Below are 23181 nucleotides of genomic sequence, written 5' to 3'. Positions count from 1 at the left end.
TCACGTAAACAGTTTCGAGTAAACGATAGGGAGCAGGTCATGAAGATCGCAGTAATTGGAGCGGGGGCAATCGGCGGCCTGGTCGGCGCCAGGCTGGCGCTGGCCGGCGAGGAGGTGACGTTCATCGTGCGGGGCGCCAATCTGGCGGCGATTCGCACGAATGGCATCAAGCTCATCGAGATGGACGGCGAAGAGAAGGTGGCGGCAGGCGTACGCGCCACCGACAACTATGACGAGGCCGGCGAGCAGGACCTGGTGATCCTGGCGCTCAAGGCGCACCAGGTCGATGGCGTGTCAAGCCAGATCGGCAAGCTGTTCGGTCCACAGACCGTGGTGGTGACGATGCAGAACGGCATACCGTTCTGGTATTTCCATCGCCATGGCGGCGAGTTCGACGGGCGCACCGTGCGCAGCGTCGACGCCGGCGGCGAGCTGGCGCGCCGGATCCCGCCCGATCGGGTACTGGGTTGCGTGGTGTATCCGGCCGCGGAACTGCTCGCGCCGGGCGTGATCCGGCATATCGAAGGCACGCGCTTTCCGCTGGGCGAACTCGATGGCACGTCGAGCGAGCGGGTGGCGGCGGTATCGCGCTGCTTCCAGCATGCCGGCTTCAAGTCGCCGGTGCTGGACAATATCCGCGCCGAGATCTGGCTCAAGCTGTGGGGTAATGTCAGCTTCAACCCGATCAGCGCGCTGGCCCATTCGACTTTGGTCGATATCTGCGAGTATCCGCTCACCCGCGACCTGGCGGCGGAGATGATGCGCGAGGCGGAAGCGGTCGCCAGCAAGCTGGGCATCACGTTCCGCGTGACCCTGGACCGGCGCATCGAGGGCGCGGCGCAGATCGGCAAGCACAAGACTTCGATGCTGCAAGACGTCGAGGCGGGAAGGGGGCCCGAAATCGATGCGCTGGTCGGCTCGGTGATCGAACTGGCGCGCATGACCGACACGCCGACGCCGCATATCGATTCGGCCTATGCGCTGGTCAAGCTGCTGGAGCAGACCATGACCGAGGAAGGTGGCGGGGTCAGGCTGCAGAGGGCCGTCACGACAGTCTGATCGCCATGTGCAGATCGCCCCTGCCTTTGCAGGGGCGCCGTATCTGCGTCAACGAAGTAGAACATTTCGTTGACGCCTTCAAATCTTCCCCCGATTCTTCAAGCGGCTCAGCGTCTCTGGCGACAGGTTCAGGTACGCCGCCAATTCCTTCTTCGGCAGCCGTTCGAACAAATCCGGATGCTTGCGCACGAAGCGATGCACCCGGCCCGGCGCATCGAGCAGATGCAGCGTGATCGTATGCGCCATGATGGCGCTCATCAGGTTCATGACCTCGTACTCGAAGGCCTGCTTCACGGTGCTGTGGCTGCGCATATAGTCGACCCATTGCGGCAGCGGCATGCGCGCCACGCGCACCTTGGTGACGCAGGCGATGCTGAATGGCGTCGGCATCTTGAGGCACCAGGCGGCGTAGCTGGTCTCGATATCGCGCTCGGCCGAAAAGCGCAGGATCATCTCCTTCGCTTCCTGGTTCGAGACCTGGCGCTTGAGGATGCCATCGAGGATGAAGTACTGCGACATCTCTTGCACGCCCTGGTTCATCAGCAGGTCGCCCTTCTGGTGATTCTCGATCGTCAGGTACGGCTCGAGCGCGGCCATCTCGCTGTCGCGCAGTTCCTTGAGCACCACGTTTTGCTTCAGCTGAAGACGGATGATGTTTCGTTCCGCGTGATTTGCAATAGTCGTCATGAACGCTGCCGTTTTTCTTGATTCTCGCATCATGCGGCCAAAATTGACCATGGTCAATGAGACAAATCAGGCGTGCTGGCTATGATGGTTTGCGGGCGATACACATCGCGTTCGGCCCGGAGCGACAATAACTGGAGACAGCAATGACTAACCACGTATCGGTAGACGTGACCGACGGCTTCCACCTGGTAATCGATGCGCTGAAACACAACGACATCGATACGATCTTCGGCCTGGTCGGCATTCCAATTACCGACCTGGCGCGCCTGGCGCAGGCCGAAGGAATGCGCTTCATCGGCTTCCGCCATGAACAGAATGCCGGCAATGCCGCAGCCATCGCCGGCTACATGACGCAAAAGCCGGGTATTTGCCTGACCGTCTCGGCGCCGGGCTTCCTCAACGGCCTGACGGCACTGGCCAACGCGACCACCAACTGCTTCCCGATGATCCTGATTTCGGGATCCAGCGAACGCGAGATCGTCGACCTGCAGCAAGGCGATTACGAAGAAATGGATCAGCTGAATGCGGCCAAGCCGTATGCCAAGGCGTCCTACCGCATCAACAAGGCCGAGGACATCGGCATCGGCGTCGCCCGCGCGATCCGCGCCGCCGTCTCGGGCCGCCCGGGCGGTGTCTATCTCGACCTGCCGGCCCAGCTGCTGGCGCAGACCATCGAGGCCGGCCACGCCAAGCGCTCGCTGATCAAGGTGGTCGACCCGGTGCCGCGCCAGTTGCCGGCCCCGGATTCGGTGCAGCGCGCTTTGGCCCTGATCAAGGGCGCCAAGAAGCCGCTGATCCTGCTCGGCAAGGGCGCCGCCTACGCGCAGGCCGACGACGACATCCGCGCGCTGGTCGAGCGCTCCGGCATTCCCTATCTGCCGATGTCGATGGCCAAGGGCCTGCTGCCGGATACGCACCCGCAGTCTGCATCGGCAGCGCGCTCCTACGTGCTGGCCGAGGCCGACGTGGTGGTGCTGATCGGCGCGCGCCTGAACTGGCTGCTGGCGCACGGCAAGGGGAAGACCTGGGGCAAGCCCAAGCAATTCGTGCAGATCGATATCTCGCCGACCGAGATCGACAGCAATGTGGCGATCGCCGCGCCGCTGATCGGCGATATCGGTTCCTGCGTGGCGGCGCTGCTCGAAGGCCTCGACGGCGCCGGCATCGCCAAGCCCGATGCCGAGTGGCTGGGCCCGATCGCCGAGCGCAAGGAGCAGAACACGGCCAAGATGGCGGCGCTGCTCAATCGCGAATCGGTGCCGATGAACTTCCACACCGCGCTGCGCGCCATCCGCGACGTGCTCAAGCAGCATCCGGACATCAACCTGGTGAACGAAGGCGCCAATACCCTCGACTATGCGCGCAGCATCGTCGACCAGTACCAGCCGCGCAAGCGTTTCGACTCCGGCACCTGGGGCATCATGGGCATCGGCATGGGCTACGCGATCGGCGCGGCCGTCGTCAGCGGCAAGCCGGTGGTCGCGATCGAGGGCGACAGCGCCTTCGGTTTCTCCGGCATGGAACTCGAGACCATCTGCCGTTACGAGCTGCCGGTCACGACCATCATCTTCAACAACAACGGCGTGTACCGCGGCACCGACGTCAATCCGACCGGCGGCAAGGACGTGGCCCCGACCGTGTTCGTCAAGAACGCGCGCTACGACAAGATGATCGAGGCCTTCGGCGGCATCGGCTACCACGCCACCACGCCCGAAGAACTGACCCGCGCCCTGGCCGAGGCGATCGCTGCCGGCAAGCCCGCCCTGATCAATGCCGTGATCGACGAGACCGCCGGCACCGAGAGCGGCCGCCTGACCAATCTGAATCCGCAAAGCAACGCGAAAAAGTGACATCGCAGCTGACATAACAGTAGTACAGCGACACGCACGACCGCCGGCGCCCACAAGGCCGCCGGCGGGGCCCGCAATATCGACTGAACAATGGAGACTGACATCATGAGCAAACCACTCGAAGGCATCAAGATCATCGATTTCACCCACGTCCAGGCCGGTCCGGCCTGCACCCAGCTGCTGGCATGGTTCGGCGCCGACGTGATCAAGGTCGAGCGCCCCGGCGCCGGCGACGTCACGCGCTCGCAGCTGCGCGACATCCCTGGCGTCGACGCCCTGTATTTCACCATGCTCAACAGTAACAAGCGTTCGCTGACGCTGGATACCAAGAAGCCCGAAGGCAAGGAAATCCTGACCAAGCTGATCAAGGAGTCGGACGTGCTGGTCGAGAACTTCGGTCCGGGCGCGCTCGACCGCATGGGCTTTACCTGGGAACACATCAAGGAACTGAACCCAGGCATGATCGTCGCTTCGGTCAAGGGCTTCAGCGACGGCCACCACTACGAAGACCTGAAGGTCTACGAAAACGTGGCGCAGTGCGCCGGCGGCGCGGCCTCGACCACCGGTTTCGACGACGGTCCGCCAACCGTCAGCGCGGCCGCCCTGGGCGACAGCAATACCGGCATGCACCTGGCGATCGGCATCCTGACCGCCCTGCGCGCGCGCGACGTCTCGGGCAAGGGCCAGAAGGTGGCGGTATCGATGCAGGACAGCGTGCTGAACCTGTGCCGTGTGAAATTGCGCGACCAGCAGCGCCTGGACCGGGTCGGCTACCTGGAAGAGTATCCGCAGTATCCGCACGGCTCGTTCTCGGACGTCGTCCCGCGTGGCGGCAATGCCGGCGGCGGCGGCCAGCCGGGCTGGGTGCTCAAGTGCAAGGGCTGGGAAACCGACCCCAACGCCTACATCTACTTCACCATCCAGGGCCACGCCTGGGCGCCGATCTGCAAGGCGCTGGGCAAGGAAGAGTGGATCGACGACCCGGCCTACATGACGGCCGGCGCGCGCCAGGACAAGATCTTCGCCATCTTTGGCACGATCGAAGACTGGCTGAAGGACAAGACCAAGTTCGAGGCGGTCGACATCCTGCGCAAGTTCGACATTCCCTGCTCGCCGGTGCTGTCGATGAAAGAGATCGCCGCCGATCCATCGCTGCGCGCCAGCGGCACGATCGCCGAGGTCGACCACAAGGAACGCGGCAAGTACCTGACCGTGGGCAGCCCGATCAAGTTCTCGGACATGAAGGTCGAGATCAAGGGTTCGCCGCTGCTGGGCGAACACACCGACGAGGTGCTGGAAAGCCTGGGCTACAGCAGCAGGGATATCGCGGCGCTGCACGAGAAGCAGGTGGTGTGACCGGCAGCCTGGTAGGATAAATGAAGGTCTGGTGCGCGCCGTCTGCTTGCGGCGCGCATTTTGCATTTACGGGGGAAGAATAATCATGCAAACCAATATCGATTTTCAACAACTGCTGCAGGCCCTGGGCGACGCCGTCGTCGTGTGCGATGCGGCAGGCAACATCACTTTCTGGAATGCGGCCGCGACGCGCATCTTCGGCTTCACCGAGAGCGAGGCGATCGGCCAGTCGCTGGACCTGATCATCCCGCAGCGCCAGCGCCAGCGTCACTGGGACGGCTACCACAAGACCATGGCCACCGGCGAGACGCGCTACGGCGCCGACGTGCTGCGCGTGCCGGCGTTGCACAAGGACGACAAGCCCTTGTCGATCGCGTTTACGGTCGCGCTACTGCATGGTCCTGGTGGGGAAGTGACGTCGATCATCGCCCTGGTGCGCGACGAGACCGAACGCTGGGGCGAGGAGCGCAAGCTGCGCGCGCGCCTGGCGCAACTCGAGATGGCGCAGGCCTGAAAACCTGCCTGGCGATCGATGGAAATCGCCGGGTGGGGGGATGGAGTGGGATGGGCGGGCAAGCCGTCCACCCCAGGTCAACGGACCGTACCTGCGGGATCAGCCCGCGTCGCCACCCGGCGGCGGCGGCGGCATGTGCTCGCGCCGGTGCTCGACCAGCGCCTCGATCACGATCGGCCTGAGTCCTTCGCCCTGCGTCTGGTCGATGTGCGAAAACAGCTGGCTGCGCATGCGCGGCGCCCAGAAGCGCTGCAGGTGGTTGGCGATCTCGGTGCGGCCTTCCTGCTGGTTCGGATAGGACTCGAAGAAGGTGCCGATCTGGTTGGCCATGGTGACCAGGTTCTCGATATTCATGCTTTATCCATTGCGATGTTGGCGCCATGTGCGTAGGCGACGAAGTCGTCGCCGCGGGCGAAGGCGACCAGGGTCAGGCCGCAATCCTGCGCGGTGCGGGCCGCGAGCGCGGTGGGGGCCGAAATCGCCACCAGGGCGGCGATGCCGACAGTGGCAGCCTTCTGCACCATCTCGACGCTGGCGCGGCTGGTGATCAAGACAAAACCGTCTTGCAGGTCGGCGCCTTCCAGGTGCAGGCCGCCGATCAGCTTGTCGAGCGCGTTGTGGCGGCCCACATCTTCGAAGGCCGCGCGCGGCGCGCCGTCACGGCCGCACCAGAGTGCCGCGTGGGTGGCGCCGGTGAGGCGGTTGAGTGGCTGCTGCTGCCGCACCTGGGCCACGGCGCGCCGGATCGCCGCGCCGGACAGCGCCCGGGTCGGCGCCAAAAAGGGCAGCGGGCGGATCACCTGGGCCAGGCTGTCGGCGCCGCACAGGCCGCAGCCGGTGCGGCCGGCCAGGCTGCGCCGCCGTTCCTTGAGGCGCATGAAGGCGGCCGTGGCGACGTCGATGTGGGCAGTGATGCCGGCCGCGCCGAACCCGATCTCGACCCCGTAGAATTCGGCGGACGAAGCGACGATGCCTTCGCTGAGCGAAAAGCCGAGCGCGAATTCCTCCAGGTCGGCCGGCGTGGCCAGCATCACGGCGTGCGAGACGCCGTTGTACTCGAGCGCCACTGGCACTTCTTCGGCCAGCTCGTCCTCGGCGCCGTCAAGCACGCCGGTGCGCATGCGCGCCACCGCCATGCGCGCGCTGGGCGTTCGGTGGAAAGCCGGCTCCACCTCGGCTTGCTCCTCGATGTCGAGCGCGCACATCATGCGACCGGCTCCGCCAGGCCCAGCTGCTCGCGGTTGAAGCGGGCATATTCCAGCTGCCAGTCCGACTGCTGCTGCACATGCATCACCTGCACCGCGGTCACCTTGTATTCCGGGCAGTTGGTGGCCCAGTCGGAGTTCTCGGTCGTGATGACGTTGGCGCCCGATTCGGGGAAGTGGAAGGTGGTGTATACCACGCCCGGCTGCATGCGCTCGGTGATCTTGGCGCGCAATACCGTCTCGCCGGCGCGGCTTTGCACCCCGACCCACTGGCCGTCCTCGATGCCGCGTTCCTGGGCATCGTGCGGGTGGATCTCGAGCCGGTCTTCGGCGTGCCAGCGCACGTTCTCGGTGCGGCGCGTCTGCGCGCCGACGTTGTACTGCGACAGGATGCGGCCGGTGGTCAGGATCAGCGGGTACTTGCGCGTCACTTTCTCGTCGGTGGCGACGTATTGCGTGATGATGAAGCGGCCCTTGCCGCGCACGAAGCCGTCGACGTGCATGGTCGGCGTGCCTTCCGGAGCCTCGTCGTTGCATGGCCACTGGATGCTGCCCAGTTCGTCCAGGCGCTTGTAGCTCACGCCGGAGAAGGTCGGCGTGAGACGCGCGATCTCGTCCATGATCTCGGACGGATGGCGGTAGTTCATCGGATAACCCAGGCGGTTCGACAGCGCCATCGTCACTTCCCAGTCGGCGTAGCCGGCCCGTGGCGGCATCACCTTGCGCACGCGCGAGATGCGCCGTTCGGCATTGGTGAAGGTGCCGTCCTTTTCCAGGAACGAGGAACCCGGCAGCAGCACATGGGCATACTTGGCGGTCTCGTTCAGGAAGATATCTTGCACCACGATGCACTCCATCGATTCGAGCGCCGAGGTGACGTGCTGGGTATTCGGGTCGGACTGGACGATGTCCTCGCCCTGGCAATACAGGCCCATGAAGCTGCCGTCGAGGGCCGCCTCGAACATGTTCGGAATGCGCAGGCCCGGTTCGGCCTGCAGCGGCACGCCCCACGCCTCTTCGAACGCGGTGCGCACGATGGTGTCCGAGACGTGGCGGTAGCCCGGCAGTTCATGCGGGAAGGAGCCGATGTCGCAAGAGCCCTGCACATTGTTCTGCCCGCGCAGCGGATTGACGCCGACGCCGGCGCGGCCGACGTTGCCGGTCACCATGGCCAGGTTGGCGATGCCCATCACGGCGGTCGAACCCTGCGCATGTTCGGTCACGCCCAGGCCGTAGAAGATCGCACCATTGCCGCCGAGCGCATACAGGCGGGCCGCCTCGCGCACCTGCTGCGCCGGCACGCCGGTGATGGCCTCGGTCGCTTCCGGCGAATTCCCGGGCTGGGCGACGAAGTCGCGCCACTGCGCGAAGGCGCGCAGGTCGCAGCGCTCGGCAATGAAGTCGTTGGCCATCAGGTTTTCGGTCACGATGACGTGGGCCAGCGCGCTGACCATCGCGACGTTGGTGCCGGGCCGCAGCTGCAGGTGGTGCTCGGCGCGGATATGCGGCGACTTGACCAGGTCGATGCGGCGTGGATCGATGACGATCAGGCGCGCGCCCTGGCGCAGGCGCTTCTTCATGCGCGAGGCGAATACCGGGTGGCCGTCGGTCGGGTTGGCGCCGATGACCAGCACCACGTCGGCCTTCTCGATGGATTTGAAAGTCTGGGTGCCGGCCGATTCGCCGAGCGTGGTTTTCAGGCCGTAGCCGGTCGGCGAGTGGCATACGCGGGCGCACGTGTCGACGTTATTGTTGCCAAACGCCGCGCGCACCAGCTTTTGCACCAGATAGCCTTCTTCGTTGGTGCAACGCGACGAGACGATGCCGCCGATCGCATCCCGGCCGTGCTTGGCCTGGATGCGCTTGAATTCCGAGGCCGCGTAGTCGAGGGCTTCATCCCACGACACTTCCTTCCACGGGTCGGTGATCTTGGCGCGGATCATCGGTTTCATGATGCGGTCCTTGTGGGTGGCATAGCCCCAGGCGAAGCGGCCCTTGACGCAGGCATGGCCTTCGTTGGCCTTGCCATCCTTGGCCGGCACCATGCGCACCACCTCGTTGCCCTTCATTTCGGCCTTGAGCGAGCAACCGACACCGCAATAGGCGCATGTGGTCGTGATGCTGTGCTCGGCCTGGCCGAGCCAGATGACCGATTTCTCGGTGAGGGTGGCGGTCGGGCAGGCTTCGACGCAGGCGCCGCACGAGACGCACTCGGAATCCATGAACGCCTCGCTCTGGCCGGCCGCGACGCGCGCGTCGAAGCCGCGCCCCGAGATCGTCAGGGCGAAGGTGCCTTGCGTTTCCTCGCAGGCGCGCACGCAGCGGTTGCAGACGATGCACTTCGAGGAGTCGAAGGTGAAGTAGGGGTTGCTCTCGTCTTTCTTCAGTTTCAGATGGTTGGCGCCGTCGTAGCCGTAGCGTACTTCGCGCAGGCCGGTGACGCCGGCCATGTCCTGCAGCTCGCAATTGCCGTTGGCGGGGCAGGTCAGGCAGTCGAGCGGGTGGTCGGAGATGTACAGCTCCATCACGCCCTTGCGCACTTCTTGCAGCTTGGGGCTCTGGGTGCGCACGATCATGCCCGCTTCGGCCGGCGTGGTGCACGAGGCCGGATAGCCGCGGCGGCCCTCGATCTCGACCAGGCACAGGCGGCAGGAGCCGAACGGCTCCAGGCTGTCGGTGGCGCACAGCTTGGGGATGTTGATGCTGTTCTCGGCCGCCGCGCGCATCAGCGAGGTCCCGGCCGGGACGGTCACCTGCACGCCGTCGATGCTCAAGGTGATCATCTCGGTGGCGAGGTGGATTTCCTTGGCTGGCGTGCCGAAATCGCGGGTGAGGATGGTTTCGATCATGGGGTTCTCCTGGGCAGCACTCAGGCGGCCAATTCGTCGCCGGCCACCTGGCCGAAGTCTTGCGGGAAGTGGTTCAGCGCCGACAGCACCGGGTAGGGCGTCATGCCGCCCATGGCGCACAGCGAACCGTTGAGCATGGTGTCGCACAGGCTGCGCAGCAGGATGACCTGTTGCGGGCGCTCGGTGCCATTGCGGATCTTGTCGATCACCTCGACGCCGCGGGTGGAGCCGATACGGCAGGGCGTGCATTTGCCGCAGGATTCGACGGCGCAGAACTCCATCGCGTAACGCGCCAGATTCGCCATGTCGGCGCTGTCGTCGTGGACCACGATGCCACCGTGGCCCAGCACCGCCCACAGGGCGGCGAAGGCTTCGTAGTCGAGCGGGGTGTCCCACTGCGACTCGGGGAGGTAGGCGCCCAGCGGGCCACCGACCTGCACCGCCTTGATCGGCCGCCCGCTGGCGCTGCCGCCGCCATACTCGTACAAGATCTCGCGCAGGGTGGTGCCAAACGCCAGTTCGATCAGACCGCCGTGCTTGATATTGCCGGCCAACTGCACCGGCAGGGTGCCGCGCGAGCGGCCCATGCCGAAGTCCTGGTAGAACTGGGCGCCCTGGTCGAGGATGACCGGCACCGAGGCCAGCGACAGCACATTGTTGATCACGGTCGGCTGGCCGAACAGGCCGGCCAGCGCGGGCAGGGGCGGCTTGGCGCGCACCACGCCGCGCTTGCCTTCGATGCTCTCGAGCAGGGCGGTTTCTTCGCCGCAGATATAGGCGCCGGCGCCCTTGCGCACCTCGAGCTCGAAGGCGCGGCCGCTGCCGGCGACGTTCGGTCCGAGCAGGCCTGCGCGGGTGGCGGTGCCGATCGCGTGGTTCAGCGCGGCGATCGCATGCGGATACTCGCTGCGCACGTAGATGTAGCCGCGGGTGGCGCCGACCGCGAGGCCGGCGATGGTCATGCCCTCGATCAGGACGAAGGGATCGCTTTCCATGACGATGCGGTCGGCGAAGGTGCCGGAATCGCCTTCGTCGGCATTGCACACGATGTATTTCTGGTAGCCGGGCGCGCGCAGCACCGTGTTCCACTTGATCCCGGTGGGGAAGGCGGCGCCGCCGCGTCCGCGCAGGCCCGAGGCGGTCACCGCGGCGACGATGTCGGCGCCGGTCATGGTGATGGCCTGGCGCAGGCCGCGGTAGCCGCCGTGGGCTTCATAGTCGCTAAGCGACAACGGATCGGTGATGCCGCAGCGGGCGAAGGTCAGGCGGGTCTGCCTGGCCAGATAGGGAATCTGGTCGACGAGGCCGAGAGACAGGCGGTGCGTGGATTCGCCATTGTGGAAACCGGCATCGAACAGGGCCGCCACATCGTCTTCGTCGACGTTGCCGAAGCCGATGCGGCCGTCGGGCGTGCCCACTTCGACCAGCGGTTCGAGGTACAGCAGGCCGCGCGTGCCATTGCGCACCAGTTCGATGGCGATGCCGCGCTGCGCCGCCTCGCGCACGATCGCGCTGGCGACGTCGTCGGCGCCCAGGGCCAATGCTGCCGAATCGGCCGGGACATGGATGCGCACGCTCATGCGGCCACCTTGGTGGTCGCTTTCGCGAGCAGCTTGTCGAAACGCGCCGGGGTCACCTTTGCGTGGACGGCGTCGTTGATCATGATGGCGGGCGCGGTCGCGCAGTGGCCGAGGCAATACACCGGCTCCAGTGCGAAGCCGCCGTCGGCGCTGTGTTCATGCAGGTCGCATCCCAGCGCCTGGCGGGCATGCGACAGCAGGGCGTCGCCGCCCATGCTCTGGCAGGCCTCGGCGCGGCACACCTGCACCGTGCAGCGCGCCGGCGGCGTGGTCTTGAAGTAGTGGTAGAAGGTGATCACGCCATGCACCTCGGCGCGCGAAAGATTGAAGGCTTGCGCCAGCCCCTCGACCGCATCGGGCGGGATGAAGCCGAGGCGGTCCTGGATCGCGTGCAGGACCGGGAGCAGGGCATCCTGGCCAAGCACGCCATGCTGCACGTGAAGGTCGAGGATGTCGCCGATGACGCGCGGTGCGTCGGTGGTGTCTAGTGATTGCATGGTGTCTCCATCTCTGCCTTGCATATGTTTATCGGAACATATATAACGGCTTTTATTTACTGCTCCGTCCAGAGTAGCACCCGTTTGAAGCACGTTCAATATGAAGGATTTTGCATATGATCAGAGTAGAGATACGGCCCGACTGGATCGTGCGCGACGCCTCGGGCGAACCGACCGCGCTGCCGGCGCTCCTTGGCCTGCTGCTGGCGGTGAGCCAGCTCGGCTCGATCAGCAAGGCGGCTGCGGCGCGCGGCATGTCGTATCGCCACGCCTGGGGGCTGCTGCAGCAGTTCTCGGAGCAGTTCGGCGTGGACCTGGTCCACAAGGTGCGCGGCAAGGGCACGGTGCTGTCTCCGCTGGCCGAAAAGCTGATGTGGGCCGACCGCCGCATCCAGGCCCGCCTGACGCCCACGCTCGATAGCCTGGCCTCTGAATTGCAGCAGGAACTGGCGCGGGTGCTGGTGGCCGATGCCCAGGTCGTGCGCATGACCGCCTCGCACGGCTTCGCGGTGGCGGCGCTGGTCAAGCAGCTCAATGAGCAGGGCGTCACGGTCGACATCAATTACCGCGGCAGCAGCGATGCGGTGGCGGCGCTGGCGCGCGGCGAGTGCGACCTGGCGGGCTTTCATCTGCCGGTGGGTGAATTCGAGCAGGCGGCGGCGGCCAAGTACCGGCCCTGGCTCGATCCCGAGCGCCACGCACTGCTCCATCTCGCCTACCGCATGCAGGGGATCTTTGTCGCCAAGGGCAATCCGAAAGGCGTGACGGGGCTGGCCGACCTGGTGCGACCGGATCTTCGCTTCGTCAACCGCCAGAAGGGTTCCGGCACGCGGGTGCTGCTCGAACTGCTGCTGGCCGACATGAAAGCCGACCCGGCGCTGATCAACCGCTCCGGCACCGCCGAATTCACGCACGCGGCGGTGGCCGCCTATGTGGCGAGCGACATGGCCGACGTGGGCTTCGGCGTCGAGACGGCGGCGCGCCGCTTCGACCTCGACTTCATTCCCGTCATTCGCGAGCAGTATTTCCTGGCCTGCGAGGCCAGCGCGCTCGATACGCCGCTCCTGAAGGCGGCGCAGGCGGCGATGTCGAATGGTGCGTTCAAGCAGGTGTTGTCGGAGCTGCCCGGCTATGACGGCGCGCTGTGCGGAACCAGGCTCGATACGCAGTTCCTGTTCTAGCGTCCCGATTATCCAGCGAGGATGGTCGGGAAGCGAACTGATCCATATCAAATGGGCGCGCGCGGGCGGCGGTTAAAACGGTAAATCTTCCACGTCGATTTTTCCGTTTTTTACCCCGTCCAAGGATATGCCATGACGACTGCACCGCATTACGCGCAATTCGAGATCAATCCGTATCCGAGCAATCTGCAAAGCGGCTGGCTGCCGCAATATGGCAGCCCCAGCATGCAGACATATTTCGACCGCGTGCTGGGCGCCGAACGAAAACCGCTGGCGCCCTCGGTGCAGGCGCTGGGCAACTATATCGAAGAGAACGAGGTCGTGCGCTTCCTCGTCAATCATGCCTGCGCCGAAAACCTGAACATCATCGATGCGCATTCGCCCGAGGCGAAAGGCGTGCCGATCCCGCGTATCAAGGACGTCGATACCTTGCTGCACGGCTTCAACACGATCCTCACCCACGCGCCGAGCTTCATCGATGACGACCTGGTCGGCCTGCCGTTCTCGGCCTTCGTGGTGGGTATCGACCCGACCCAGAGCGGCACGACCCTGTTCCGCCTGCCCACCTTCAATGTGCTGATGTCGAACATCCTGGCCGACTGGAATGCCTTCCTCGCTACCCCGGCCTCGAACGTGGGTTTCCGCGTCGAAGGCGAGCAGTGGCTGTCACCGGCGGCCAAGGAGCAATACCAGTTCCCCTTGTGGAAAAAGGATTCCGAAACCCTGCCTTACTGGAAAAGCTGGAATTCCTTCTTTACCCGCACGTTTAAAGATCCCGGGCAGGCGCGGCCGATCGCCGATCCGGAGTCGAACCAGACCGTCATTTGCCCGAACGACGGCTCGGTATTCCGCTGGGATGCGAATATCGCGCGCAAGGATGCGTTCTGGTTCAAGGACATGAATTATTCGCTGACCGATATATTGAGTTCGCCCGTGCCGCAACAGCAGGCGCTGATCGACGACTACAAGCTGGTCGACATGTTCGAAGGCGGCGCGATCTTCCAGACCTACCTGAATCCGTACAACTTCCATCGCTGGTGGGTGCCGGTCAATGGCGAAGTGCTGTTCGACCCGTTCACCATTCCCGGCTGCTTCTTCAATAAATTGGTCTTGCCCGACTTCGGCGGCGCCACCACCGCCTCGCTGCCCTATCTGGCCCAGGTCAATGCGCGCGGGATCATCGTCATCAAGACCCCCGATTACGGCCATGTGTGCTGCATCCCGCTGGGCATGAGCGAGGTGTCGAGCGTCGCGTTCGACCCCGGCATGCGGCGCGGCGCCCAGGTGCGCAAGGGGCAGGAAATGGGGATGTTCAACTACGGCGGCTCGTCGTTCGCCATCCTGTACGAAAAGCTGCCCGGCAAGGAGCTGATCTTCGTGAACGCCGACGGCGTGCCGTATCCGCAGCGCCCGGTCCTGCCCAGCGGCAGTTCGAGCACGGGCGGCAACGTCACCCTGATCGGTTCCCAGATCGGCGTCTGGTACGCCAAGAAATAAGCGGAGGCCACCATGTGCACCACGATGATCATCACGAATGGCGCCACGGCGGACGGTTCGATGATGGTGACGCATTCCGACGACAATGAGTTGTCGGACCAGCGCATCATCTACGTCCCGGCCCGGCACCACGCACCGAACAGCCTGCGCGGCGTGGTCGACGCCAGCATTGACCCCTATCCGCGCCTGGTGAGCAAGGAGCGCGGTCCGGGCTACGAGATGCCCGGCCGGCCAGAGACGCCGCTGATCGGCCGCATCCCGCAAGTGGCCCACACCTACGCCTATTTCGACGGCAGCTATGGCATCATGAACGAGCACAATCTCATGATGGGAGAGTGCACGAATGGCGCCCGTTTCCAGCCGCCGCATGTATCGCAGGAAGACGCCGAAAAGACCGGCAAGCACTGCCGCCTGTTCTACAGCGCCGAGCTGTCGCGGGTGGCGCTGGAGCGCTGCACGACGGCGCGCGCGGCGGTCGAGACGATGGGTGGCCTGATCGACAAGTACGGCTATTTCTCGACCGGCGAGACCCTGCTGGTGGGCGACGAGAAAGAAGCCTGGGTATTCGAGATGTGCGCCTTGCCCGACGAGGAATACCACTCGGCCTGGATCGCCCAGCGCGTGCCGGATGGGACGGTGTTCGTGGCCGCCAACGAATTCCGCATCCGCGACATCCGTCCCGGCGCCGAAGAGCAGGTATTCTCCGACAAGCTGCTGGCCGGCCTCGAGAAAGTGGGTTGGGCCAAGGCCGGCCAGGGACCGGTCGACTGGCTGCGCGCGGTCAGCGAGGGAGAGTATGCGCACCCCTACTATTCGCTGCGCCGGGTGTGGCGCGTGTTCGACCGCGTCAACCCGGACCTGGGCCTGAGCCCATGGGTCAGCGGCGGCGGCTATACCACCGACTATCCGTTCTCGGTGGCGCCGCGCGCCAAGCTCACGCGCGAGGACGTGATCGCGCTCTACCGCGACCACTACGAAGGCACGCAGTTCGACCTGACCCGCGGCGTGGCGGCCGGGCCGTATGGCGATCCGAACCGGTATATCGGGCCCTACGATGGGGCGCAGAACAATGTGTCGTCAGAGAAGCTGTATGGCGCCTGGGAACGGGCGATCTCCATTTTCTACCAGGGTTATACCTATGTCGCCCAGACCCGGCCCGATGCGCCGGAGCTGACCCGCGGCATGCTGTGGTATGGGCCGGACGTGGCGTACACCAGCTGCTTCGTGCCGTTCCCGAGCAAGGTCGCGCAGCTGCCGCATGCTTACGAGATCGGCGACCCGCAGCAGTTCAGCCGCGACGCGGCCTGGTGGGCCTTCGATTTCGTGGCCAACTGGGCGCGGCTCAATTACCAGCGCATGTGCCAAAGCGACATCCTGCCACTGCAAAGAGAGATCGAAGCGCGCCAGGCCAGGGTGGTCGATGCGTGGGACCGGCAATGTGCGGAAGGCTGCAGCGTCGTCACGCTGACCCGGATGTGCGAGCAGAACGCGGCCGGGGTCGTGGAAGCGTGGTGGGAACTGGCCGACCGGCTGATCGCGAGGTATTCGGACGGCTACATCAATATGCCGGGCAGGGCGGGGCAGCCGCCGGCGCCGGTGCCGGTCGGGTATCCGTCGCAGTGGCTGGGGCTGACCGATTACCGGGATGGGCCGGTCAGTTATGACATGAAGCTGTAGACAACGGAGAGGGGGCGCCGGCCTCGACGCAGGGCGGCGATAGCGTCGTAGTGACTGGCGGTTCAGAGGGCGACAGCGGGTGCGCGGCCGATGAAGGTGGTGGCGGCTGCGGAGGCGACTAATGACAAGGGCCCGCACCTGGCGGGCCCCTGCTGGCGACGCATCATGCCGACGCCGGCATGACCGTCAGCCCATTCAGACGAAATTCTTGTTCACGAATTCCCAGTTGGCGACATTCCAGAACGCTTCCAGGAACTTGGCGCGGGCGTTGCGGTAGTCGATGTAGTAGGCGTGTTCCCAGACGTCGGCGGTCAGGAGTGGCACGTCGGCGGTGGTCAGCGGGGTGCCGGCGCCGGTGGTGTTGACGATGTCGACGCTGCCGTCGGCCTTTTGCACCAGCCAGGTCCAGCCAGAGCCGAAGTTGCCCAGTGCGGCCTTGTTGAACTCTTCCTTGAACTTGTCGAACGAACCCCATTTGGCGTTGATCGCGTCCAGTGCCTTGCCGGTCGGCGCGCCGCCGCCGTTCGGGCTCAGGCAGTTCCAGAAGAAGGTGTGGTTCCAGATCTGGGCCGAATTATTGAACACGCCGCCCGACGACTTCTTGATGATCTCTTCCAGGGACAGGTTCTCGAACTCGGTGCCCTTGATCATGTTGTTCAGGTTGGTCACATAGGTCTGGTGGTGCTTGCCGTGGTGGTATTCAAGGGTCTCGGCCGAGATGTGCGGTTGCAGGGCGTCCTTGGCATACGGCAGTGGCGGCAGGGTGTGTTCCATGTGTGCGATTCCTTAGTGGTTGGGAAAGGTTGCTGTTCTTATAGCGCCGTTATTCTACGCAATATGGAGCAAGGTTGCAGGCTTGCATCACCAGCAGCCCCTGCACACCGTTCCCAGCTCACTCGAGCACGCTCTGGACCTGGGCCACGCCCACCTCGGCGCTGCCGCCCGCCAGGCGTACCGTCAAGGTGTCGCGCGCATGGATCTGGGCCGGATCGCGGACGATCTGCCCCTTGCCGTCGCGCACGATGGCATAGCCGCGCTCCAGCGTGCGCTGCGGATTCAGCAACTCCAGCTGGGCAGCCAGGCCGGCCAGCGCATCGCGGTTCTGCTTGATGCGGTTGCCCAGGCTGGCATTCAGGTGGCGGCCGTCGGACAGCAATTGCGCGCGCAGCGCCCGCATATCGGGGCGATGACGCGACCAGCGCTGCTGCAGCTGGGCCAGCGCCAGCTTGTGGCGGTTGACCGGCAGCTTGACCGCATGGGTCATCGCGGTGGCCATCGACAGGAGTTTCAAACGCTGGTGGCCGATCTGGGCCGATGGATTCAGCAGGCGCCGGCTGAGGTTGTCCAGCCCCTGGCCGGCGTCGTGCAGGCGGCGCTCCATGGCGCGCTGCAGGTCGAGGGCGTCGCCTTCGAGCGAGGCCAGCCAGTCGGCGCGCGGGGTGGCGGCCAGTTCGGCGGCCGCGGTCGGGGTGGCGGCGCGCACGTCGGCGGCGAAGTCGGCGATGGTGACGTCGGTTTCGTGGCCGACGCCCGAGATCACGGGAATCGCGCAGGCGTCGATCGCGCGCGCCACGCATTCCTCGTTAAAGCTCCACAAATCCTCGATCGAGCCGCCACCGCGGCACACCAGCAGCACGTCGACCTCGGCCCGGCGCGAGGCGGTCATGATGGCCTCGGCGATCTTGTCGGCCGCGAACTGGCCCTGGACCGGGGCAGGGTAGAGCACGATGCGCACATGCGGCGCGCGCCGGCGCAGCGCGGTCAGCACGTCGCGCAGGGCGGCGGCCTGGGGGCTGGTGACGATGCCGATGCTGCGCGCGAACAGCGGCAGCGCACGCTTGCGGTCGGCGTCGAACAGGCCTTGCGCGGCCAGCTTTTCCTTCAGGCGCAGGAAAGCCTCATACAGCTGCCCCACGCCGGCGCGGCGGATCGCCTCGACATTGATCTGGTAGTCGCCGCGCGCGCCGTACAGGGTCACCAGCGCGCGCACCTCGACCTTGTCGCCTTCGCGCGGGGTAAAGCCGGCCATCTGCGCGCGGCTGCGGAACATCACGGCGCGCACCTGGGCCGCGTCGTCCTTCAAGGTGAAATACCAGTGGCCGGAAGCGGCGCGGGTGAAGTTGGAGATCTCGCCACCGATCCACACCAGCGGGAACGAACGCTCCAGCAGGCGCGCCACCTGCTGGTTCAGGGCGGTCACGCTCAGGACGGCAGGGGCGGCGAAGGCGGGATCGGCGTCGTTCGATTGGTGCATGGCGTGTGGGCAAAAATTGGGACAGCGATCATTATCCATCCAACGGCAAACCACAAGCGTTTTCCTTCACGGCCCAGCTGCCGCCGCGGGTCAATGTTGCTGCTTTTCAATGCAATCTATTGAAATCTGTTTGTAATCAATGGCTTAGCGATGAGGTAATGTCGTTTGAGAGCGATTTATCCACAAAAACTGTGGGGAACTCGGCCATGTGGGAGGGGAGTGCGCAGGGATTGGGCAGGATAAGTAGAATTGTTACGAATCAATGACTTAAGTCCCTAGTCGAAGGCTTGATCACAAAGTTGTCCACAGAATCTGTGCAGACTTTTCGCACGGTACGGATAACGAGATCGGCGCCCGATACCTTGAGCGTCGCTGCAAGATGAGTCCAGCCGGCGCTGCCTGATTTTAGAGCAGGCTCATGCGAAGCTAATGAAATCAAAGACTTAGCTAGGAAAGCTCCGGCTTTCTCACATTCTTATCCACAAAAATTGTGCACATGATGAATATTGTGTGCATAAGCGCTCCCCAGGCCGAACAAACACGGCAGGAATCGGCTCTACGGCAGCAATTCTTGGCAAAAAATGCCTTATGCCAATATTTTTAGCAGTCCAATTTTATTGAGGTAAATCAAAGACTTAGTGTCACAAAGGGTGCCTTGCTCACACTTTTGTCCACAAAAAATGTGCGGAACCAATGCAATCCCGATGCGAAGTACAGCACCGTTCCCCTGCCAGTAATTTGAGCTCCACGGTTAAGTTCAATGAAATCAGCTACTTGGCTGAGCCCGGCCGCCCTTGCGCACAATTTTGTCCACAGAATTTGTTCGCAACTACATCGTACTAGCGAGCAACTGGTGCTGCCGCGTTCCGTTTGAGCCAAGTCATGAGACTGCCATTTTCTTGCGCAGGCGCAGAAAGCCCTTACAAATCAAGGTACTTGCCCCACCTCGCGCGCATTGCGCACAATTTTATCCACAGAAGTTGTGAAGAACTCTACTTGCCGCTTCGCTGCCAACTTGCTACATTGCCGAATTGATTTTTTTCCTCTCAGGAGTATCTCTTGCTCGCCATTTTCCAAGCCGCAGGCTGGCCTATCTGGTTCCTGCTGGTCGCGTCGATCGTTGCCGTCGCCCTCATCGTCGAACGCATGATCACCCTGCGCCGCGAGAAGATCCTGCCCCGCAACCTGCTCGATGAAGTCATCCGCGTCTACCGCAGCGGCAAGGTGACCCCTGAGGTCGTGGACAAGCTCGAACAGAATTCGCCGCTCGGTACCGTGCTGGCCGCCGCGCTGCGCAATGTCGACGCCCCGCGCGACGTGATGAAGGAGTCGATCGAGGAATCCGGCCGCGGCGTGGCCCAGAACCTGGAGCGCTTCCTCACCACCCTCGGCACCATCGCTTCGCTGGCGCCGCTGATGGGCCTGTTCGGTACGGTGGTCGGCATGATCGAGATCTTCGGCGCCTCGACCCCGACCGGCGGCAACAACCCGTCGCAACTGGCGCACGGCATCTCGGTGGCGCTGTACAACACCGGCTTCGGCCTGGCGATCGCAATGCCGGCCCTGGTCTTCTACCGCCACTTCCGCAACCTGGTCGACACCTATATCGTCGAGATGGAACTGCAGGCGGTGAAACTGGTCGACGTCGTCCACGGTGCCCGCAAATGATGGACTTTCGCCGCGGCCGCAAGCGCGAAGAACCCGAGATCAACCTGATCCCGTTCATCGACGTGCTGCTGGTGGTCCTGATCTTCGTGATGGTGTCGACCACCTACAGCAAGTTCACCGAGCTGCAGATCACCTTGCCGACCGCCGAGGCCGAGAAGCAGGCCGAGAAGCCGTTCGAGATCAACGTCACCATCGATGCCAAGGGCAACTACACGGTCAACGGCACGCCGGTGGCCTTCAGTCATGTGGCCGGCCTGGCCCAGGACATGAAGAACGCCGCACGCACCGCCGACGGCCAGGTCGTGGCCAGCCCGGTGGTGATCGTCAACGCCGACCAGTTCGCGATGCACCAGATGGTGATCAATGTGCTGGAAGCGGCGCGCGTGGCCGGCTACGACAAGCTGACCTTTGCGGCCCAGACCGGCGCCGGTAAATAAGCCCCACGGCGCGCAGCCCCGCGCGCCGCGCTCCAATCGCTGTCCTCCGCCCGCATGGCTTCCTCTCTCGAATCGACCCTGACCCGCGCCTGGCTCCGGCGCGGGCCGCTGGCCTGGGCGCTGCTGCCGGTGGCGCTGCTGTTCCGTTGTCTGTCCAGCCTGCGCCTGCTGCTGTTTCGCATGGGCGTCAAGCGCGCCGGGCGCCTGCCGGTGCCGGTCATCGTGGTCGGCAATATTTTTATTGGCGGCACCGGCAAGACGCCGCTGACGATCTGGCTGGCCGAGAGCCTGCGCGCGGCCGGCTTGCGTCCCGGTGTGATCTCGCGCGGCCATGGCGGCCAGGAAGGCGCGCCGCAAGCCGTCACCCCGCAATCGGATCCGCGCGAAGTCGGCGACGAACCGCTGCTGATCGCGGCCCGCGGCGGCTGTCCGGTCGTGGTCGGCCGCCGCCGCGTGGAGGCGGGCAGGGCGCTGCTGCAGGCGCATCCCGAGGTCGATGTCCTGATCGCCGACGACGGCCTGCAGCACTACGCCCTGGCGCGCGACGTCGAGATCGTCCTGTTCGACGGCCGCGGCGTCGGCAATGGCTGGCTGTTGCCGGCCGGCCCCTTGCGCGAACCGCCATCGCGCCGGCGCGACTTCACGGTTGTGAATGCGCCCGAGGTGACCCCGAGCCTGGCGCGCGCGGTCGGTGGACAACCGTGGCGCATGCACCTGGCCGGCGAATACGCCGAACCGCTGCAGGGCGGCGCGCGCCTCCCTTTGGCCGGCTTGCGCGACAAACGCATCGTGGCCGCCGCCGGCATCGGCAACCCGGGACGCTTCTTCGCCATGCTGCGCGCGGCCGGTTTGACGGTGGCCGGGCTGCCGCTGCCCGACCACCACGACTTCCTGGACGAGCCTTTCAAGGCGGTCGATGCCGATGTCATCCTGATCACCGAGAAGGATGCAGTAAAATGTCGGCAAATTGATCATCTAAAAGACGATCCACGCCTGTGGGTCGTGCCGGTCACGGCGCAGCTCGACCCTGCGTTGGCCGAACAAATCGTGGAGAAATGTCGTGGACGCTCGCTTGCTTGATATCCTGGTCTGCCCCTTGTGCAAGGGACCGCTTGAACTCGACAAAAAGGCGCAGGAACTGACCTGCCGCGCCGACCGCCTGGCCTATCCGATCCGCGACGGCATCCCGATCATGTGGGCCGACCAGGCCCGCAAGATCGAGCCCGCCTGAGCGATGGGTTTTACCGTCATCATCCCGGCGCGCCTGGCCTCGACCCGCCTGCCGAACAAGCCGCTGGCCGACCTGGGCGGCAAACCCATGGTGGTGCGCGTGGCCGAACGTGCGCGCGCGTCCGGCGCGGCGCGCGTCATCGTCGCCACCGACCATGAAGACATCGCCACTGCCTGCGCCGCGCATGGCGTCAGTGCCGTGCTGACCCGCGCCGACCATCCGTCCGGCACCGACCGCATCGCCGAAGTGGCGCAAGTGCTGGGCCTGGACGAAGACGAGGTCGTGGTCAACCTGCAGGGCGACGAACCGCTGATCGACCCGTCCCTGCTGGCCGCCTGCGCCGCCCGCATCGACGCCGATACGCCGATGGCCACCTGCGCGCATCCGATCCTGGACGCTGCCGAGGTGTTCAACCCGAATATCGTCAAGGTGGTGCTCGACAAGACGGGCCGCGCGCTGTACTTCTCGCGCGCCACGATTCCGTGGCACCGCGACGCCTTCGCCGCGACCCAGGATTCGCTGCCGCTCGGCTACGCCCCGCTGCGCCATATCGGGCTCTATGCCTACAGCAATGCCTTCCTGCAGGCCTATCCGAAGCTGGACGTCTCGCCGCTCGAGGGCATCGAGGCGCTGGAACAGCTGCGCGTGCTGTGGCATGGCTACCCGATCGCGGTGCATGTCACACAGGATGCCCCGCCCGGCGGCGTCGACACGCCGGAAGACCTGGCTCGGGTCCGCCTGCATTACCCGTCTTGATGCAAACCGCAGAGTAGCGATGGGAAGTCTGCGCGGGATCAAATTTCCCTGCCGCAGGCCCCCCAAAACTGGCTTGAAAGCCAACTTTTGTGGTAACTTCCGTGTCAAGGAAGTCAGTGCAGCTCAAACATCATTCCACCATTCCCCAAAAACTTTCATTATTTTCTAGAATTTCAGGAAACTCATGCGTCTCATTCTGTTAGGAGCACCCGGCGCCGGTAAGGGCACCCAGGCAAACTTCATCAAGGAAAAGTTCAACATCCCGCAAATCTCGACCGGCGACATGCTGCGCGCCGCGATCAAGGCGGGCACCGAACTGGGCCTGGCTGCGAAAAAAGTGATGGACGCCGGCCAGCTGGTCTCGGACGACATCATCATCGGCCTGGTCAAGGAGCGCCTGAAGGATGCGGATTGCGCCAACGGCTACCTGTTCGACGGCTTCCCGCGCACCATCGCCCAGGCCGAGGCGATGAAGGACAGCGGCGTCACCATCGACTACGTGCTCGAGATCGACGTGCCTGACGAAATGATCCTCGAGCGCATGACGGGCCGCCGCTCGCACCCGGCCTCGGGCCGCGTGTACCACGTCAAGTTCAACCCGCCGAAGAACGAAGGCGTCGACGACGTCACCGGCGAGCCGCTGATCCAGCGCGACGACGACAAGGCCGAGACCGTGTCCAAGCGCCTGGAGGTCTACCACAACCAGACCGAAGTGCTGCTGGGCTACTACGGCAAGTGGGCCGAGTCGGGCCTGCCTGGCGCGCCGAAGTACCGCAAGATCTCGGGCGTCGGCCCGGTCGAGCAGGTGCGCGACAACGCGTTCGCGGCGCTGTCGAACTAAGCGCACGGCAGCCCCATGACGAAAGCGGACCCGTGGGTCCGC

Annotated in this window: 21 protein-coding genes; 13 read left to right on the top strand and 8 right to left on the bottom strand. The window is 64.7% G+C overall.

Annotation, left to right across the window (positions count from 1 at the left end; genetic code table 11):
- The first annotated feature begins 39 nt into the window (after positions 1–39).
- Entirely contained in the window at positions 40–1059 is a 1020-nt protein-coding gene (locus E8M83_RS23785) for a 2-dehydropantoate 2-reductase (protein WP_137175823.1), read from the top strand.
- A gap of 78 nt (positions 1060–1137) precedes the next feature.
- On the opposite strand, the gene E8M83_RS23780 is transcribed toward E8M83_RS23785, so the two are convergent.
- The gene (locus tag E8M83_RS23780; protein ID WP_137175822.1) at positions 1138–1746 is read right to left on the bottom strand and encodes a Crp/Fnr family transcriptional regulator; all 609 of its coding nucleotides are present in this window, start codon (positions 1744–1746) and stop codon (positions 1138–1140) included.
- 143 nt (positions 1747–1889) lie between these two features.
- On the opposite strand from E8M83_RS23780, the gene oxc reads away from it, so the two are divergent.
- From oxc to E8M83_RS23765, 3 genes are all read left to right on the top strand, one after another.
- Positions 1890–3596, top strand: a complete 1707-nt coding sequence (oxc, locus tag E8M83_RS23775; RefSeq protein ID WP_137175821.1) for an oxalyl-CoA decarboxylase — start codon at positions 1890–1892, stop codon at positions 3594–3596.
- Positions 3597–3701: 105 nt separating this feature from the next.
- Positions 3702–4952 carry a formyl-CoA transferase gene (gene frc, locus E8M83_RS23770; protein WP_137175820.1) on the top strand — a complete coding sequence of 417 codons (1251 nt, stop codon included), beginning with the start codon at positions 3702–3704 and terminating at the stop codon, positions 4950–4952.
- An 85-nt stretch (positions 4953–5037) separates the two neighbouring features.
- Positions 5038–5466 carry a PAS domain-containing protein gene (locus E8M83_RS23765; protein WP_137175819.1) on the top strand — a complete coding sequence of 143 codons (429 nt, stop codon included), beginning with the start codon at positions 5038–5040 and terminating at the stop codon, positions 5464–5466.
- A 99-nt stretch (positions 5467–5565) separates the two neighbouring features.
- Here the strand turns inward: E8M83_RS23765 and E8M83_RS23760 are convergent, their stop codons facing one another.
- Genes E8M83_RS23760 through E8M83_RS23740 form a run of 5 tightly spaced genes read right to left on the bottom strand, consistent with a single transcriptional unit; the run spans position 5566 to position 11597 of the window.
- Positions 5566–5820, bottom strand: a complete 255-nt coding sequence (locus E8M83_RS23760) for a formate dehydrogenase subunit delta (protein ID WP_137175818.1) — start codon at positions 5818–5820, stop codon at positions 5566–5568.
- Positions 5817–6671 carry a formate dehydrogenase accessory sulfurtransferase FdhD gene (gene fdhD, locus E8M83_RS23755; protein ID WP_373995071.1) on the bottom strand — a complete coding sequence of 285 codons (855 nt, stop codon included), beginning with the start codon at positions 6669–6671 and terminating at the stop codon, positions 5817–5819. Before fdhD ends, E8M83_RS23760 begins: the two co-directional genes overlap by 4 nt.
- Complete coding sequence (gene fdhF / locus E8M83_RS23750) at positions 6671–9520, bottom strand: formate dehydrogenase subunit alpha (protein WP_137175816.1); 2850 nt, start codon at positions 9518–9520, stop codon at positions 6671–6673. The genes fdhD and fdhF overlap by 1 nt, the downstream gene beginning before the upstream one ends.
- A 20-nt stretch (positions 9521–9540) precedes the next feature.
- Positions 9541–11100, bottom strand: a complete 1560-nt coding sequence (locus E8M83_RS23745) for an NADH-quinone oxidoreductase subunit NuoF (RefSeq protein ID WP_137175815.1) — start codon at positions 11098–11100, stop codon at positions 9541–9543.
- Positions 11097–11597: a formate dehydrogenase subunit gamma gene (locus tag E8M83_RS23740; protein ID WP_137175814.1), complete on the bottom strand. Its 501-nt coding sequence runs from the start codon at positions 11595–11597 to the stop codon at positions 11097–11099. The genes E8M83_RS23745 and E8M83_RS23740 overlap by 4 nt, the downstream gene beginning before the upstream one ends.
- A gap of 116 nt (positions 11598–11713) precedes the next feature.
- Here E8M83_RS23740 and E8M83_RS23735 point away from each other — a divergent pair, with 116 nt between their 5' ends.
- The 3 genes from E8M83_RS23735 to E8M83_RS23725 all read left to right on the top strand — a co-directional run bounded on the left by E8M83_RS23735 (position 11714) and on the right by E8M83_RS23725 (position 15952).
- Entirely contained in the window at positions 11714–12778 is a 1065-nt protein-coding gene (locus E8M83_RS23735) for a substrate-binding domain-containing protein (RefSeq protein WP_137175813.1), read from the top strand.
- Between the two features lie 132 nt (positions 12779–12910).
- Positions 12911–14275, top strand: a complete 1365-nt coding sequence (locus E8M83_RS23730; RefSeq protein ID WP_137175812.1) for a phosphatidylserine decarboxylase family protein — start codon at positions 12911–12913, stop codon at positions 14273–14275.
- A 12-nt stretch (positions 14276–14287) separates the two neighbouring features.
- Positions 14288–15952 (top strand): dipeptidase, encoded by a 1665-nt coding sequence (locus tag E8M83_RS23725; protein WP_137175811.1) that lies wholly within the window; start codon positions 14288–14290, stop codon positions 15950–15952.
- 195 nt (positions 15953–16147) lie between these two features.
- Here E8M83_RS23725 and E8M83_RS23720 read toward each other — a convergent pair whose 3' ends face one another.
- Both E8M83_RS23720 and xseA read right to left on the bottom strand, forming a co-directional pair.
- Entirely contained in the window at positions 16148–16726 is a 579-nt protein-coding gene (locus tag E8M83_RS23720) for a superoxide dismutase (protein WP_137175810.1), read from the bottom strand.
- A 118-nt stretch (positions 16727–16844) separates the two neighbouring features.
- Entirely contained in the window at positions 16845–18206 is a 1362-nt protein-coding gene (xseA, locus tag E8M83_RS23715; protein ID WP_137175809.1) for an exodeoxyribonuclease VII large subunit, read from the bottom strand.
- A gap of 1059 nt (positions 18207–19265) precedes the next feature.
- Here xseA and E8M83_RS23710 point away from each other — a divergent pair.
- The 6 genes from E8M83_RS23710 to adk all read left to right on the top strand — a co-directional run bounded on the left by E8M83_RS23710 (position 19266) and on the right by adk (position 23139).
- A complete protein-coding gene (locus E8M83_RS23710) occupies positions 19266–19874 on the top strand; it encodes a MotA/TolQ/ExbB proton channel family protein (protein ID WP_137175808.1) in 609 nt (202 codons plus the stop codon).
- Positions 19874–20311, top strand: coding sequence for a biopolymer transporter ExbD (locus E8M83_RS23705; protein ID WP_170976910.1), 438 nt, complete (start codon positions 19874–19876; stop codon positions 20309–20311). Before E8M83_RS23710 ends, E8M83_RS23705 begins: the two co-directional genes overlap by 1 nt.
- A gap of 54 nt (positions 20312–20365) precedes the next feature.
- Positions 20366–21391, top strand: coding sequence for a tetraacyldisaccharide 4'-kinase (gene lpxK, locus E8M83_RS23700; RefSeq protein ID WP_137175806.1), 1026 nt, complete (start codon positions 20366–20368; stop codon positions 21389–21391).
- Positions 21372–21542 (top strand): Trm112 family protein, encoded by a 171-nt coding sequence (locus tag E8M83_RS23695; RefSeq protein WP_005669111.1) that lies wholly within the window; start codon positions 21372–21374, stop codon positions 21540–21542. Before lpxK ends, E8M83_RS23695 begins: the two co-directional genes overlap by 20 nt.
- A gap of 3 nt (positions 21543–21545) precedes the next feature.
- Positions 21546–22298, top strand: coding sequence for a 3-deoxy-manno-octulosonate cytidylyltransferase (gene kdsB, locus E8M83_RS23690; RefSeq protein WP_137175805.1), 753 nt, complete (start codon positions 21546–21548; stop codon positions 22296–22298).
- 184 nt (positions 22299–22482) lie between these two features.
- Complete coding sequence (gene adk / locus E8M83_RS23685; RefSeq protein WP_137175804.1) at positions 22483–23139, top strand: adenylate kinase; 657 nt, start codon at positions 22483–22485, stop codon at positions 23137–23139.
- Positions 23140–23181 lie beyond the last annotated feature (42 nt).

It is taken from the genome of Massilia sp. HP4, assembly GCF_005222695.1.
In the GTDB taxonomy this organism is placed as follows: Bacteria; Pseudomonadota; Gammaproteobacteria; order Burkholderiales; family Burkholderiaceae_D; genus Telluria.
The sequence above is the reverse complement of the archived record's forward strand: the minus strand, read 5'-3'. Positions and strand labels throughout refer to the sequence as shown.